The 13,586-nt window shown below is 71.3% G+C and carries 11 protein-coding genes; 8 read left to right on the forward strand and 3 right to left on the reverse strand.

Annotation, left to right across the window (positions count from 1 at the left end; translation table 11 throughout):
- Nucleotides 1–59: 59 nt before the first annotated feature.
- From I004_RS0102195 to nudC, 3 genes are read left to right on the forward strand one after another with little or no spacing between them, the layout of a single operon-like run.
- The gene (locus I004_RS0102195) at nt 60–3,503 is read left to right on the forward strand and encodes an ATP-dependent DNA helicase (protein WP_028434151.1); all 3,444 of its coding nucleotides are present in this window, start codon (nt 60–62) and stop codon (nt 3,501–3,503) included.
- Nucleotides 3,504–3,513: 10 nt separating this feature from the next.
- Nucleotides 3,514–4,995 carry a dipeptidase gene (locus tag I004_RS31650; protein ID WP_078510787.1) on the forward strand — a complete coding sequence of 494 codons (1,482 nt, stop codon included), beginning with the start codon at nt 3,514–3,516 and terminating at the stop codon, nt 4,993–4,995.
- A gap of 20 nt (nt 4,996–5,015) precedes the next feature.
- Complete coding sequence (nudC, locus tag I004_RS0102205; RefSeq protein WP_028434152.1) at nt 5,016–6,014, forward strand: NAD(+) diphosphatase; 999 nt, start codon at nt 5,016–5,018, stop codon at nt 6,012–6,014.
- 59 nt (nt 6,015–6,073) lie between these two features.
- Here nudC and I004_RS0102210 read toward each other — a convergent pair whose 3' ends face one another.
- A complete protein-coding gene (locus I004_RS0102210; RefSeq protein WP_028434153.1) occupies nt 6,074–6,316 on the reverse strand; it encodes a mycoredoxin in 243 nt (80 codons plus the stop codon).
- 157 nt (nt 6,317–6,473) lie between these two features.
- On the opposite strand from I004_RS0102210, the gene I004_RS31655 reads away from it, so the two are divergent.
- The 4 genes from I004_RS31655 to I004_RS37900 all read left to right on the forward strand — a co-directional run bounded on the left by I004_RS31655 (nt 6,474) and on the right by I004_RS37900 (nt 10,039).
- A complete protein-coding gene (locus I004_RS31655; protein WP_051344597.1) occupies nt 6,474–8,798 on the forward strand; it encodes an ATP-dependent DNA helicase UvrD2 in 2,325 nt (774 codons plus the stop codon).
- 149 nt (nt 8,799–8,947) lie between these two features.
- On the forward strand, nt 8,948–9,223 hold the full coding sequence (locus I004_RS0102220; protein ID WP_028434154.1) for a hypothetical protein: 276 nt from the start codon (nt 8,948–8,950) through the stop codon (nt 9,221–9,223).
- Between the two features lie 130 nt (nt 9,224–9,353).
- Entirely contained in the window at nt 9,354–9,719 is a 366-nt protein-coding gene (locus tag I004_RS0102225; protein WP_028434155.1) for a WhiB family transcriptional regulator, read from the forward strand.
- Nucleotides 9,716–10,039, forward strand: coding sequence for a hypothetical protein (locus I004_RS37900; RefSeq protein WP_078510736.1), 324 nt, complete (start codon nt 9,716–9,718; stop codon nt 10,037–10,039). The genes I004_RS0102225 and I004_RS37900 overlap by 4 nt, the downstream gene beginning before the upstream one ends.
- A gap of 217 nt (nt 10,040–10,256) precedes the next feature.
- On the opposite strand, the gene I004_RS0102235 is transcribed toward I004_RS37900, so the two are convergent.
- Together I004_RS0102235 and I004_RS0102240 are read right to left on the reverse strand one after the other, a co-directional pair.
- A complete protein-coding gene (locus tag I004_RS0102235; RefSeq protein ID WP_028434156.1) occupies nt 10,257–11,675 on the reverse strand; it encodes an ABC1 kinase family protein in 1,419 nt (472 codons plus the stop codon).
- A gap of 54 nt (nt 11,676–11,729) precedes the next feature.
- Nucleotides 11,730–12,839 carry a ThiF family adenylyltransferase gene (locus I004_RS0102240; RefSeq protein WP_028434157.1) on the reverse strand — a complete coding sequence of 370 codons (1,110 nt, stop codon included), beginning with the start codon at nt 12,837–12,839 and terminating at the stop codon, nt 11,730–11,732.
- A gap of 182 nt (nt 12,840–13,021) precedes the next feature.
- On the opposite strand from I004_RS0102240, the gene I004_RS0102245 reads away from it, so the two are divergent.
- The gene (locus tag I004_RS0102245; RefSeq protein WP_051344598.1) at nt 13,022–13,582 is read left to right on the forward strand and encodes a M48 metallopeptidase family protein; all 561 of its coding nucleotides are present in this window, start codon (nt 13,022–13,024) and stop codon (nt 13,580–13,582) included.
- Nucleotides 13,583–13,586: the final 4 nt, after the last annotated feature.

Genomic DNA, 13,586 nt, shown 5'->3' on the forward strand with positions numbered 1-13,586 from the left:
GCCGTACCGCAGCGGCCTTTCCACGGCAGTTGTCGGTGGGAGCCGTTAGCGTCTCTCCCGTGCCCGCACGACTCACCAGTACCGGACAGCTCGCAGAGCTCCTCGGTATCCCGTTCACCCCGGAGCAGCTCGACTGCATCACAGCGCCCCCCGCTCCCCAAGTGATCGTGGCCGGTGCGGGTTCGGGCAAGACGACGGTCATGGCCGCGCGCGTGGTGTGGCTGGTGGGCACCGGCCGGGTGCAGCCGGAGCAGGTGCTCGGCCTGACGTTCACCAACAAGGCGGCGGGCGAACTCTCCGAGCGGGTACGCACAGCGCTCGTACGGGCGGGGATCACCGACCCCGACCCCGACGACCCCGAGAACGCCCGCGGCGAACCGCAGATCTCCACGTACCACGCCTTCGCGGGGCGGCTGCTGACGGAGCACGGGCTGCGCCTCGGCATCGAGCCGGGCTCCAGGCTCCTCGCCGACGCCACGCGCTTCCAGCTCGCGGCGAGCGTGCTGCGCGCGGACCCGGGGCCCTTCGAGGCGCTCACCAAGTCCGTCGCCGCGCTCGTCGAGGATCTGCTGGCCCTCGACGGCGAGCTCAGCGAACACCTGGTTCCGCCGGACGGACTCCGCGCGTACGACGAGGAGTTGCTCGCGGCCCTCGAGAGCGTCCCCCTCGGCAACGCCGCGCTGCGCAAGGTGCCGCAGGCCGCTCTCGGCCGGGGCGAACTTCTCCGCCTGGTCGAGAAGTACCGGGCGAGGAAGCGTGAGCGGGACCTGCTGGACTTCGGCGACCAGATCGCTCTCGCCGCCACCCTGGCGCGCGACGTGCCGGAGGTCGGCAGGGCCCTGCGCTCCCAGTACTCCGCCGTCCTCCTCGACGAGTACCAGGACACCTCGGTGGCTCAACGTGTGCTGCTCTCCGGGCTGTTCGGCGCCGGCCGGCCCGGTGCCGGGCAGGCCGCGGGCCGCGGGGAGGGCGCGGGCCACGCCGTCACGGCCGTCGGCGACCCGTGCCAGGCGATCTATGGCTGGCGCGGTGCCTCCGTGGCCAACCTCGATGACTTTCCACGGCACTTCCCCCACGCGGACGGCAGCCCCGCCCGTCGCTACTCCCTCAGCGAGAACCGCCGCAGCGGCGGGCGTCTGCTCTCCCTTGCCAACACCCTCGCGGCGCCGCTGCGCATCCGCCACGACGGCGTCGAGGCGCTGCGGCCCGCGCCGGGTGCCGAAAGCGACGGCGTGGTGCGGTGCGCGCTGCTGCCCACGCACGAGGAGGAGGTGGAGTGGCTCGCCGACTCCCTCGCCCACCTCGTGCGTACGGGCACACCGCCCGGCGAGATCGCCGTTCTGTGCCGCGGCGCGGGTGACTTCGCCGAGATCCAGGGCGCCCTCGTCGCCCGCGAACTCCCCGTCGAGGTCGTCGGCCTGACGGGCCTGCTGCACCTGCCGGAGGTCGCCGACCTCGTCGCCATGTGCGAGGTCCTCTCCGACCCGACCGCGAACGCCGCCCTCGTACGGCTGCTGACGGGCCCCCGCTGGCGGATCGGCCCCCGCGACCTGGCGCTGCTGGGGCGGCGGGCGCGACTGCTCGTCGAACACGGAGAGGACCACGGCGGCGATCCGGACCGGCGCCTTGCCGCGGCGGTCGAGGGCGTCGACCCGGCGGAGGTCGTCTCGCTCGCCGACGCGCTGGAGACCTTCCTCGACGTAGGCGGTCCGCACGTGGACGGGCTGCCGTTCTCCGCTGAGGCACGGGTGCGCTTCACCAGGCTCGCCGCCGAGATACGGGATCTGCGGCGCTCACTGGCCGATCCGCTGATGGACGTGCTGCACAGGGTGCTCGCGGTCAGCGGCCTCGAAGTCGAACTCTCCGCGTCGCCGCACGCGCTCGCCGCCCGCCGCCGCGAGACGCTGAGCAGCTTCCTCGACGTCGCCGCCGGATTCGCCGCCGTCGACGGCGAGGCCACGCTGCTCGCCTTCCTCGGCTTCCTGCGTACGGCGGTCCAGTACGAGAAAGGGCTCGACAGCTCGCTGCCGGGCGGGGAGAACGCGGTGAAGGTGCTCACCGCGCACAAGGCCAAGGGCCTGGAGTGGGACGTCGTGGCCGTGCCCGGGCTGGTGTCGAAGCAGTTCCCCAGCGAGCAGGCGCGCGAGTCGTGGCTCAGCCGGCCGAAGGTCCTGCCGCACGCGCTGCGCGGTGACGCCGGGACGCTCCCCGATGTGGCGGAGTGGACGGCGAAGGGCGTGAAGGACTACGAGACCGCGATGCGTGACCACCAGGCCACCGAGGAACTCCGCCTGGGCTACGTCACGTTCACCCGCCCCCGTTCGCTCCTGCTCGGCTCGGGTCACTGGTGGGGTCCGCACCAGAAGAGGCCCCGCGGCCCGTCGGCGTTCCTCGACGCGCTGCGGTCCCACTGCGAGGCGGACCCCGCGCACGGCGAGGTCGAGCACTGGGCGGACGCACCGGCCGAGGATGAGGAGAACCCGGCGCTCTCCGCCGCTGCCGCGGAGGTGCGCGCCTGGCCGCTGCCGCTGGACGAGGCCGCGATGGCCAACCGGCGCGCGGCAGCGGACGCGGTGCTGGAACGCCTCGCCGAGGAGGAGCTGGTACGGGAGGACGCCTCGGCCTTGGCGGCCGGTGCTGACGCCCCCGCCGCGGACGGCGACCACGCGACCCCCGGCCCGCAGGTCGCAGCCGCCGGGCCCGGTGAGGCACCGGAGCCCCTCAGCCCGGAGGAGTCACGGCTCGTCGCGTCCTGGGACCGTGACCTGGACGCGCTCACCGGCGAGCTGCGGCGCTCCCGCGTGCCCGTGCGCGACGTCCCGCTGCCGACCGCGCTGTCCGCTTCGCAGATGCTCAGGATGGCCGCGGACCCGGACGGCTTCGCGCGTGAGCTGGCCCGTCCGATGCCCCGACCGCCGCAGCCTGACGCGGCACGCAGGGGCACGCGCTTCCACGCCTGGGTGGAGTCCAGGTTCGAGGAATTGACGCTTCCGATGCTCGGTCCCGACGAGCTTCCCGGAGCCGGGGAAGGAGCTGTCGGATCCTCCGGTGCCGACGGAAGCGACGACGAACCGGACGGGATCGCCGACGAGCGCGACCTGGCCGCGCTGAAGGAGGCCTTCCAGCGCTCGCCGTACGCGCATCGCACGCCGTACCGCGTCGAGGAGCCCTTCCAGCTCGAACTGGGCGGCCGGGTCGTCCGGGGCCGCATCGACGCCGTGTACCGCGACGTCGCACCGGACGGCACGGCGACGTACGACATCGTCGACTGGAAGACGGGCCGCGCACGCGACGCCGATCCGCTCCAGCTGTCCGTCTACCGCCTGGCCTGGGCCGAGAAGCAGCGGGTGCCCCTCGAATCCGTCGGTGCGGCGTTCCTCTACGTGCGCGGCGGCGAGGTCGTACGCCCCGAGGGCCTGCTCGGCCGCACCGGCCTCGAGGAGCTGCTCCTCGGCCGGGACGGCGCGGGTACGGATGGGGGCCGTCCCCCGGATGCCGGATAGGCTGCCCGGCATGAGCAGCATCCCGGCAGCTCCGGACGACGCGGTCCGGGCCTGCATCGAAGACAGGCGCGCCGCCTTCCTCGACGACCTCGTGGAGTGGCTGCGCATCCCGTCCGTCTCCGCCGACCCGGGCCACGCCGGTGACGTGCGGCGGAGCGCCGAATGGCTCGCCGGGAGGCTGGCAGCGACGGGCTTCCCCGTCGCCGAGGTCTGGGAGACCCCGGGCGCTCCGGCCGTCTTCGCGGAGTGGCCGTCCGGTGATCCTGGTGCCCCGACCGTGCTCGTCTACGGGCACCACGACGTCCAGCCCGCGGACCGCTCCGACGGCTGGCACTCGGAGCCGTTCGTTCCGGAGCAGCGCGAGGGCCGTCTGTATGCGCGCGGCGCCGCCGACGACAAGGGCCAGGTCTTCTTCCACACCCTCGGCGTGCGGGCGCATCTCATTGCGACGGGGCGTACGTCCCCGGCCGTGAACCTCAAGCTGATCGTCGAGGGCGAGGAGGAGTCCGGGTCACCGCACTTCCGGGCGCTGCTGGAGGAGAAGGGCGGGCGCCTGGACTGCGACGCCGTGATCGTCTCCGACACCGGCATGTGGTCGCGGGAGACCCCGACCGTGTGTACCGGCATGCGCGGCCTCACCGACTGCCAGATCGACCTGTACGGACCGGACCAGGACATCCACTCCGGCTCCTTCGGCGGCGCCGTCCCCAACCCCGCCACCGAGGCCGCGCGGCTGGCGGCCGGTCTCCACGACGAGGAGCGGCGCGTCACCCTTCCCGGCTTCTACGACGGCGTCGTCGAGCTGACGTGCCGCGAGCGTGAGCTGTTCGCCCAGCTCCCGTTCGACGAGGACACCTGGCTCCGTACGGCCCGGTCGTACGCCGCGCTCGGCGAGGCGGGTCACTCCACGCTGGAGCGGATCTGGGCGCGTCCCACCGCCGAGGTGAACGGCATCGCCGGCGGTTATCAGGGGCCCGGCGGCAAGACCGTCATCCCCTCCGAGGCGCAGCTGAAGCTGTCCTTCCGGCTCGTCGAGGGACAGGACGCGGAGAAGATCCAGCAGTCCGTCCACGAGTGGGTGGCGCGCAGCCTGCCGGACGGCGTCCGGCACGAGATCACTTTCTGGGGGGCGACCCGTCCCTGCCTGACACCGCTCGGGCATCCGGCGCTGCAGTCGGTCGTACGGTCGATGGAGCGCGCCTTCGGGCAGCGGGTCCGCTTCACGCGTGAGGGCGGGTCAGGCCCGGCGGCCGATCTGCAGGACGTGCTCCGGGTGCCGGTGCTCTTCCTGGGCATCTCGGTGCCGTCGGACGGCTGGCACTCCCCGGACGAGAAGGTCGAACTGGACCTGCTGATGAAGGGCGTCGAGACCGCCGCATACCTCTGGGGCGATCTCGCGGAGCACTGGAGCACCGACGATCGTGCGTCCGGTGCGCGCTCGCAGGACGTCTGGAAAGGTCCGGCAGCGGAGCGTACGGACAGCGGAGCATGAAGAGGAGCAGGGAAGCTGAAGTGACCACTGGTACCGACTCGACCGCGGGTTCCGGCGCCGCCACCGCAGGCAGCGCCGCGGGGACGGACACGGACACCGGCACGGACCGCCCGATCACCCTGACCCCTACAGGCGGCATCGACCGCGCAGCCCACCACCGGATGGACGAGGCGTGGCTGGCGGCCGCCTGGAGCCATCCGACGACGCGGTGCTTCGTCGTCTCCGGCGGTCAGACGCTCATCGTGGACGACGGCGAGGGCAGCACCGAGCTGGTGATGATGCCGTCGTTCGACGCGCCCTTCACCGAGGCCCACCGGTACTTCCTCGGCGTCGACGACGAAGGCGTCCGCTACTTCGCCCTGCAGAAGGACTCGCTGCCGGGCCGCATGGACGACATCGCGCGGCCCGCCGGGCTGCGCGAGGCGGGCGTGCTGCTCTCCGCCCGCGACGCCGAACTGATGGCGCACGCCGTCGGTCTGGAGAACTGGCAGCGCACGCACCGCTTCTGCTCCCGCTGCGGCGAACGCACCGTGATCGCCGCTGCCGGACATGTGCGCCGCTGCCCGGCCTGCGGAGCCGAGCACTACCCCCGCACCGACCCTGCCGTGATCATGCTGGTGACGGACGAGAAGGACCGGGCGCTGCTGGGCCGACAGGTCCACTGGCCCGAGGGCCGCTTCTCGACGCTCGCCGGGTTCGTCGAGCCGGGGGAGTCCCTGGAGGCCGCCGTCATCAGGGAGGTCGCCGAGGAGGCGGGCGTGACGGTGGGCAGGGTCGACTACGTGGCCAGCCAGCCCTGGCCGTTCCCCGCGAGCCTGATGCTGGGCTTCATGGCCCGCGCCACCTCACCGGAGATCCGTGTGGACGGGGACGAGATCGAGGAGGCCCGCTGGTTCTCCCGCGAAGACCTCAAGGAAGCGTTTGCCACGGGTGAGGTGCTGCCGCCGTCCGGCATCTCCATCGCGTCACGTCTCGTGGAGCGCTGGTACGGGGAGCCGCTGCCCCGGCCCGGGCGGTAAGGCTCCGGGCGCCCCGCCCGGGTGGTGATGCTCCGGGCGGGGGCGGACGTCCTGGACGGTCAGGCGCCGACCTTCTGCTGGACCTGGGCCAGCGAGGGGTTGGTCAGGGTGGACCCGTCGGGGAAGAGCACCGTCGGCACGGTCTGATTGCCGTTGTTGGCCTTCTCCACGAAGTCGGCGGACTCCGGGTCGTGTTCGATGTTGATCTCGGTGTACGGGATGCCCGCGCGGTCCATCTGGCCCTTCAGCCGACGGCAGTAGCCGCACCACGTGGTGCTGTACATCGTCACGTTTCCCGTCATCGGTCCTGCGCTCCTTCGTGTCCGTTGGTGACAGGGGAACGTGTGGACGGGCCGGACCATTCCCGGACGGGGGAGAGTCGTGAGTGTCGTATGACGATCCGGCTCCGGCTGTGGACAAGCGTCACGCCTGCCTCGTACGACCTGGCAGCATGGCGGGGTGACAGCAGCAACTGACTCCACTCTCTTCTCCCCCGTCGGTCAGGACGCGTTCGCGGGCCCGCCGCGCGACGCGGACGCGGTGCTGGAGGGGCTCGACCCGGAGCAGCGTGAAGTGGCCACGGCACTGCGCGGCCCCGTGTGCGTGCTGGCCGGCGCGGGCACGGGCAAGACCCGCGCCATCACGCACCGGATCGCGTACGGGGTGCGGGCGGGGATCCTGCCGCCCGCAAGTGTGCTCGCCGTCACGTTCACCAGCAGGGCTGCGGGTGAGATGCGGGGGCGGCTGCGGCAGTTGGGGGCGGAGGGGGTCCAGGCCCGTACGTTCCACTCGGCCGCGCTGCGCCAGCTCCAGTTCTTCTGGCCGCGCGCGGTCGGCGGCGAGCTGCCCGGGCTGCTGGAGCGCAAGGTGCAGCTCGTCGCCGAGGCCGCGGCCCGCTGCCGGCTCCGGCTGGACCGCAGCGAACTGCGGGACCTCACCGGTGAGATCGAGTGGTCCAAGGTGACGCAGACGGTGCCGGAGGACTACCCGGCGGTGGTGGCCAAGTCGGGCCGGATCCCCCCGCGCGATCCGGCGGAGACCGCCCGGGTCTTCGGGCTCTACGAGCAGTTGAAGCGCGAGCGTTCGGCGATCGACTTCGAGGACGTGCTGCTGCTGACGGTCGGCGTCCTGCAGGACCGTCCGGACATCGCGGAGACTGTCCGCGCCCAGTACCAGCACTTCGTCGTCGACGAGTACCAGGACGTCAGCCCGCTCCAGCAGCGGCTTCTCGAACTGTGGGTCGGTGACCGGGACAGCCTCTGCGTCGTCGGTGACGCCAGCCAGACGATCTACTCCTTCACCGGCGCCACCCCCGACCACCTTCTCGACTTCCGCGTCCGCCACCCGGACGCCACGGTCGTCAAGCTCGTGCGGGACTACCGCTCGACACCCCAGGTCGTGCATCTCGCGAACGGACTGCTCTCACAGGCGGCGGGCCGCGCCGCCGAACACCGCCTGGAGCTGATCTCGCAGCGCGAGGCCGGGCCCGAACCGGCGTACACGGAGTACGCGGACGAGCCGTCCGAGGCGGAAGGCACCGCCAAACGCATCCGCGGGCTCATCGACTCGGGCGTTCCGGCCAGCGGGATCGCTGTGCTCTACCGCATCAACGCCCAGTCCGAGATCTACGAACAGGCCCTCGTCGACGCCGGTGTGCCCTATCAACTCCGGGGTGCCGAGCGGTTCTTCGAGCGCCCCGAGGTTCGCGAGGCAGGCGTGGCACTGCGCAGCGCCGCCCGGTTCGGGGGCAATGACAGCCTGCTGGACGGGGCCGTCGGTCTTCCCTCACAGGTGCGGGCCGTCCTCAGCGGCAAGGGCTGGACGGACGAGCCTCCGGCGGGCTCGGGAGCCGTCCGTGACCGCTGGGAGTCGTTGATGGCCCTGGTGCGGCTCGCCGAGTCCATTTCAGCAGGCCGCTCCGCGGCGGGCGGCGAGGAACCGACGCTCTCGGACTTCGTCGCGGAGCTGGACGAGCGGGCCAACGTCCAGCACGCGCCCACCGTCGAGGGCGTCACCCTCGCATCGCTCCACTCGGCCAAGGGCCTCGAGTGGGACGCGGTGTTCCTGGTGGGGCTCACCGACGGCATGATGCCGATCACCCACGCCAAGAGCGACGCCCAGGTCGAAGAGGAGCGCCGGCTGCTCTACGTCGGCGTCACTCGGGCCCGTCTCCATCTCAACCTCTCCTGGGCGCTGTCGCGTTCACCCGGTGGACGCGGCGGGCGCCGTCCGAGCCGGTTCCTGAACGGACTTCGGCCCGGGTCGACCGCGACCGGAGCGGGAACGGCCGGCGGCCGCGGGGGTATCGAGCGGGGCGCTGCGTCCGGCGGCCGCGGGCGTAAGCGGCGCGGTCCCGTCCGCTGCCGGGTGTGCGGGCGTTCGCTGACAGACCCGGGCGAGATGAAGCTGATGCGCTGCGAGGGCTGCCCGTCGGATCTCGACGAGCAGCTCTACGAGCGGCTGCGCGACTGGCGTTCCGAGCGGGCCAAGCAGCTGGGTCAGCCCGCGTACTGCGTCTTCACCGACAAGACGCTGATGGCCATCGCCGAGACGGTGCCGGAGGACGACGGGGCGCTCGCGTGCATCTCCGGTGTGGGCGCCCGGAAACTGGAGCGTTTCGGGGCGGATGTCCTCGCGCTGTGCGCGGGCGAGGAGTTGGGGTCCGCCGCCGAGTCGGCAGAGGGCGGGACGTCCGGACCGGCGGCAGATGAGGCGGAAGAAGTGCCTCCGGCGCCCTCGTCGGAAGCCGACCCGGAAGGTTTTTCAGAGACGGCGGAAAAATAGTTTGCGCGCGCCGTCCGGAGCCCCATAGCCTTCCGGACGTGGACAGGGCGGGGGCTTTCCGCTCCAACCCATCCATGCTGTACTGACTCTTGCACGTTTGCGGATCGGCTCCGGCTGATCCCCCGAGTCGCCGAGAGGAGGCGAGCCCAGTGATCGACTTCATTAACACCACCAAGGTGACCGACCGCTCGGTCGTCGCCTCTTGCCTGCTCGCCTCCCGGATCGATGGCACGCGTCTGTCCCGTGTCGTCCCCGGCGCCGGCGAGCGACCGGCGACGGCACTCGAGGTAGCGGCAGCAGTGGCGCAGGCAGCGGCCTACGCCTTTGCGCTCGCGGCCGCCGGTGCCGGCAACAGCAGCCAGAAGACGAAGCACAACCCGATGTGGGCCTTCCGTGGGCTCGAACCCTGGAGAGATCCAGCCTGATCGGCGAGATCAGGTCGGCACCTTCCAGGGCCGCGGAACCCACACAGGGATCCGCGGCCCTTCTGTTTGCCCCGACCGGCCACGAGCCGGCCGACAACACGACAGACATCAACAGACGAGGAACCCGGCAGTGCACCCCGAAACGCACACCCCGTCATCCACGACCGACCTGATGCCGCCCGATGCCACCACGGAGGATCTCGTGACTGCCCCGCTGATCACGCTCACCGAGCTCGACGAAGCAATCGAGCGACTGGGTGTGACCGTGCCCTGCCGCTCCTACGACCCGGAGGTGTTCTTCGCCGAGGCTCCGGCCGACGTGGAGTACGCCAAGACGCTCTGCCAGACCTGCCCGCTGCGTGAGGCCTGCCTCGCCGGTGCCAAGGACCGCCGTGAGCCCTGGGGCGTCTGGGGAGGCGAGCTGTTCGTCCAGGGCGTGGTTGTGCCCCGGAAGCGTCCCCGTGGCCGTCCCCGCAAGAACCCGGTCACAGCATGAACACCGCAGGCACCATCGACCGCCCGATGACGCGCGATCCCCAGCAGCGTCCCCTTCCGAAGCAGGATCCGACGATGACATCCGACTCCGACACCCCGAGCCACTCCAGAATCGACGCGAACTCCTCGCGCCAGAACAGGACCCGACAAATGCAACTCATGCCAGAATCCCTGGCCCGAGCCCATATGAACGAGCGTCTCCACGAGGCCGAGTCAGAACGCAGAGCACTGCGTGTCACTTCGGCTCGTCGCCTCCAGCGCCGCGCGGAACGCGCTTCGCTGCGCGCCCGCAGAGCGCTGGCCATGGCGGTCATGCAGTGAACAAGCGGGGAGCCGGGGCGTACGCCCCGGCTCCCCGCCGTTTGCCGCCGGGGCGCGCATCCAATGCCCGAGCCCCGAAGCCCTGTCGCCCGGGCCTGATCGCTGCGGCACCGCGCCCCCATGGCACCGGGTTCTTAGCGCGCCCTACGCGCCGGGCCCCTATGCGCACCGGGTCCCTACGGCACTGGTCCGCCTTCTGCCATGGCCGTCTGGCTCGTCAGGCGGAGGCCTCGGCGGCGGTCGGCGAGGCCTCTCCGCCGTCCTCCTCGTCCTGGGCGCCGTCGTCCCGCACGAGGTCCTCCTGGGTGAAGCCTGGTATCCAGGCTTCCATTTCTTCGCGCATCCGCACCGTCGCCCCCAGTTGGCACAGCACGCCGATGGTGCTCAGCGTCACCCGGTGTATGAGCAGGTACGCCGGGGGCAGGTTGAGCTGCTTGCCCAACTGGTGCGCTGGAGAACGGGGATCGGCGATCCGAGCCGCCTGCTCGCGCATCCACCCGCGGTGGAAGTGGAAGCTCTCCGCACGGGCCGGCTCGATGACGGGCACCAAATAGTCCAGCACCGCTGCCGGTTCCAGCTCTATGGAGTCCTTGACGAAGCCCTCCGAGCAGAGCAGTTCGTAGACGGCGTCGGCCTCACCGTCGATGACCATGCGCAACGCCGTACCGATGACGGGCGGCAGCCCGCCGGGGAGCCGGTCCACGGTGCCGAAGTCCATCACGCCGAGCCGCCATTCACCCTCCCCGACCTCGGTCTCCTCGGCGGGCAGCAGACGGAAGTTCCCCGGGTGCGGGTCCGCGTGCAGCAGCCCTGTGCGGGCGGTGCCGGAGCAGAGGAAACGAGCCAGCAGCTGCCCCGCTCGGTCCCGTTCTTCCTGGGTTCCCTCCGATATGACCTCGGCGAGCGGTACCCCGTCCATCCACTCCGTCACCAGCACTCGCTCGCACTGGTGCACCACGTCCGGGATCACGACGTCCAAGTCCTCGGCGAACTCCTCGGCGTAGAGCTTCTGCGCCTGGGACTCCAGGCCGTAGTCCAGCTCCTCGGTGACCCTGTCCCTCAGTTCGGTTACGAGCGGCTTGATGTCCATACCCGGGATGAGGGGTCCCAGCATCCGTACGAACCGGCCGAGCTGAGTGAGGTCCGAGATCAGCGCCTCGCCTGCCCCGGGATACTGCACCTTCACCGCGACCTCGCGCCCGTCGTGCCAGACGGCGTGGTGCACCTGCCCGATCGACGCGGCCGCCGACGGCATGTCGTCGAACTCTTCGAAGAGCTCGAGCCAGTCCTCGCCCATCTGCTCGGCCAGCACGTGGTGGACGGTGCTGGTCGGCATCGGGGGAGCGGCTTCCTGGAGCTTCGTGAGCGTCGCCCTGTAAGGCCCCGCTATCTCCTCGGGGAGCGCCGACTCGAAAACCGAGAGCGCCTGCCCGAACTTCATGGCACCGCCCTTCAGCTCGCCCAGCACCTTGAAGAGCTGCTCCGCGGTGCGCTTCTGAAGGTCGTGCCCGACGAGTTCGGCGGAGAGACCCCCGATCCGCTTGCCGAGACCCCACGCGGAGCGTCCGGCGAACCCCAGCGGCAGTGCGGCCAGTTTGGCCGTACGCGTGACTGCCTTGCGGGGAAGATCAGACATGGGCCCCTCCAACTTCCAGACGGCTCTGCCGGAGCGCACCGAGAACGGCGGCCATCAGGCCATTGTGACCTCTTCGGCGGCATCCGCCGAGAGCGGGTGATCCGCTGTCACGGAAGAGGCACCGCACGGACACTCGGGATGAGCGGAGAACTGCTCGGTGCTGCCGATGAGATGCGGCAGCGAGAACCGCGTCCGGTATCCCGAGGCGCAGGCCCCGTCGCCGTCGAGGAAGCTGAGGGCGTAGGAGGCGATGGCACCCGCGACCACCGTCGCCAGCGCCGAGTCGCACGCGGGCACCCCCGACCGCCGTCTTGCCGACATGCGCCACTGCCCCACCACGAGCGGCCAGCTCGGCTCCCGCTCCGCCCGTACTCGCAGCATGCAGCCGGCGCACGGGGAAACTCCCGGCGTGACCAACGGCCCGACGAAGCCCGTGCTCTCCACCACTCCGCCGTAGAGATGAGGCGTCCTTGCCCCGATGAATCCCTCCGCGGCACCGGGATCCGGCGCGTAGGCGTCGACGCCGTCCCGTGGCGCGAACACCACGAGACGAGGTACCGGCCGTGAACGGGATCGTGGCCGGGAGTTCCACGGCCGTGCACGTGAGACCGCGCGGCGCGCGGCCACGTCGCGCCGCTCCCCGCAGTCGTCCGGGGAGATGGCACCCGGCGCAGTGTCCCAGGGCTCGACCTGGCCGCCGTCCACCACCGCGACCTCCCCCACGCCCGCCGCGGAGAGGGTCGACGCGACGAGAGCCCCCACCCTCCCGGCGCCCCGCACCTGGACGCACGCCTCGCTGCGGGCCACCAACCTGTGCAGACCGTCGCCCGGCCGCCGGTGCACAACGGACAGGGAAGCCAGATCCGGCCGGAGCCGGTCGTGCACGCTCGCCGACGCCTCCCGGTCCGCCGTCGCGTCGTCGAGCACCCCCGCCGAGGCGAGCCTGTCGACGAGTTGTTCCGTGGTTCCCTCGGGAAGCCCCAGCCGGGTGGCCTCCTCCCGCAACTGCACGAGCGAGCGTGTGCCGTCCATCGCCTCCATGAAGGCCGCCGTCGTGTTGTCCACCGGCCCGAGCAGCACGGCATGCGCGGGCGCAACGCCGTACTGCACCGTCTGCCTGTCCCGCCATGCCCGCCGCAGCGCCGGCTTGATCATCGGATGCATGCTGCCCCCGTCCTTCGTCACTCGTCACTGCCTCGGACAGCATGCGATTGCAGGGCTGGCGGCGCTGAAACTTATCCACAGCCTTGGGAGACAGTCATATGAAGGGAACGGGTATGGGGTGATTGCCTCGAACCCGTCCGGAGGTGGGACTTCCGCTCCCATCAGCGGGTACGGTTCGAGGCGTGTCCGTCGACCCGCTGAACAGCACCAGCCAGCCGGCGGTCGAAGTGCGCCGCAGTGCGCGCCGCAGGCGCACCGTCTCCGCGTACCGCGAGGGCGACCGCACCGTCGTGATGATCCCCGCCCGCATGTCGACGGACGAGGAGCGACGCTGGGTCGACGTCATGCTCGACAAGCTGGCGGCGCAGGAGAGCAAGCGCATGCTCGGCGACGCGGAGCTCGCCGAGCGCGCCGCGAGGCTGTCCGAGCAGTACTTCGGCGGCCGGGCCAGGCCGGACACCGTCCGCTGGGTGACGAATCAGAACACCCGGTGGGGTTCCTGCACCCCGGCCGAAGGCAGCATCCGCCTCTCGCACCGGCTGCGTGGCATGCCCGAGTACGTGATCGACTACGTGCTCCTGCACGAACTGGCCCACTTGCTGGTGCCGGGGCACGGTGCGCGCTTCTGGCAGCTTCTGGACGCCTACCCCCGCACCGAGCGGGCCCGCGGTTTCCTCGAAGGCGTCATCGCCGCCGACCGCCTGCCCCATCTCCCCGCCGCTCGCGACGAGCGCGAGGAGTAGGACC

Source organism: Streptomyces sp. TAA486 (assembly GCF_000426165.1).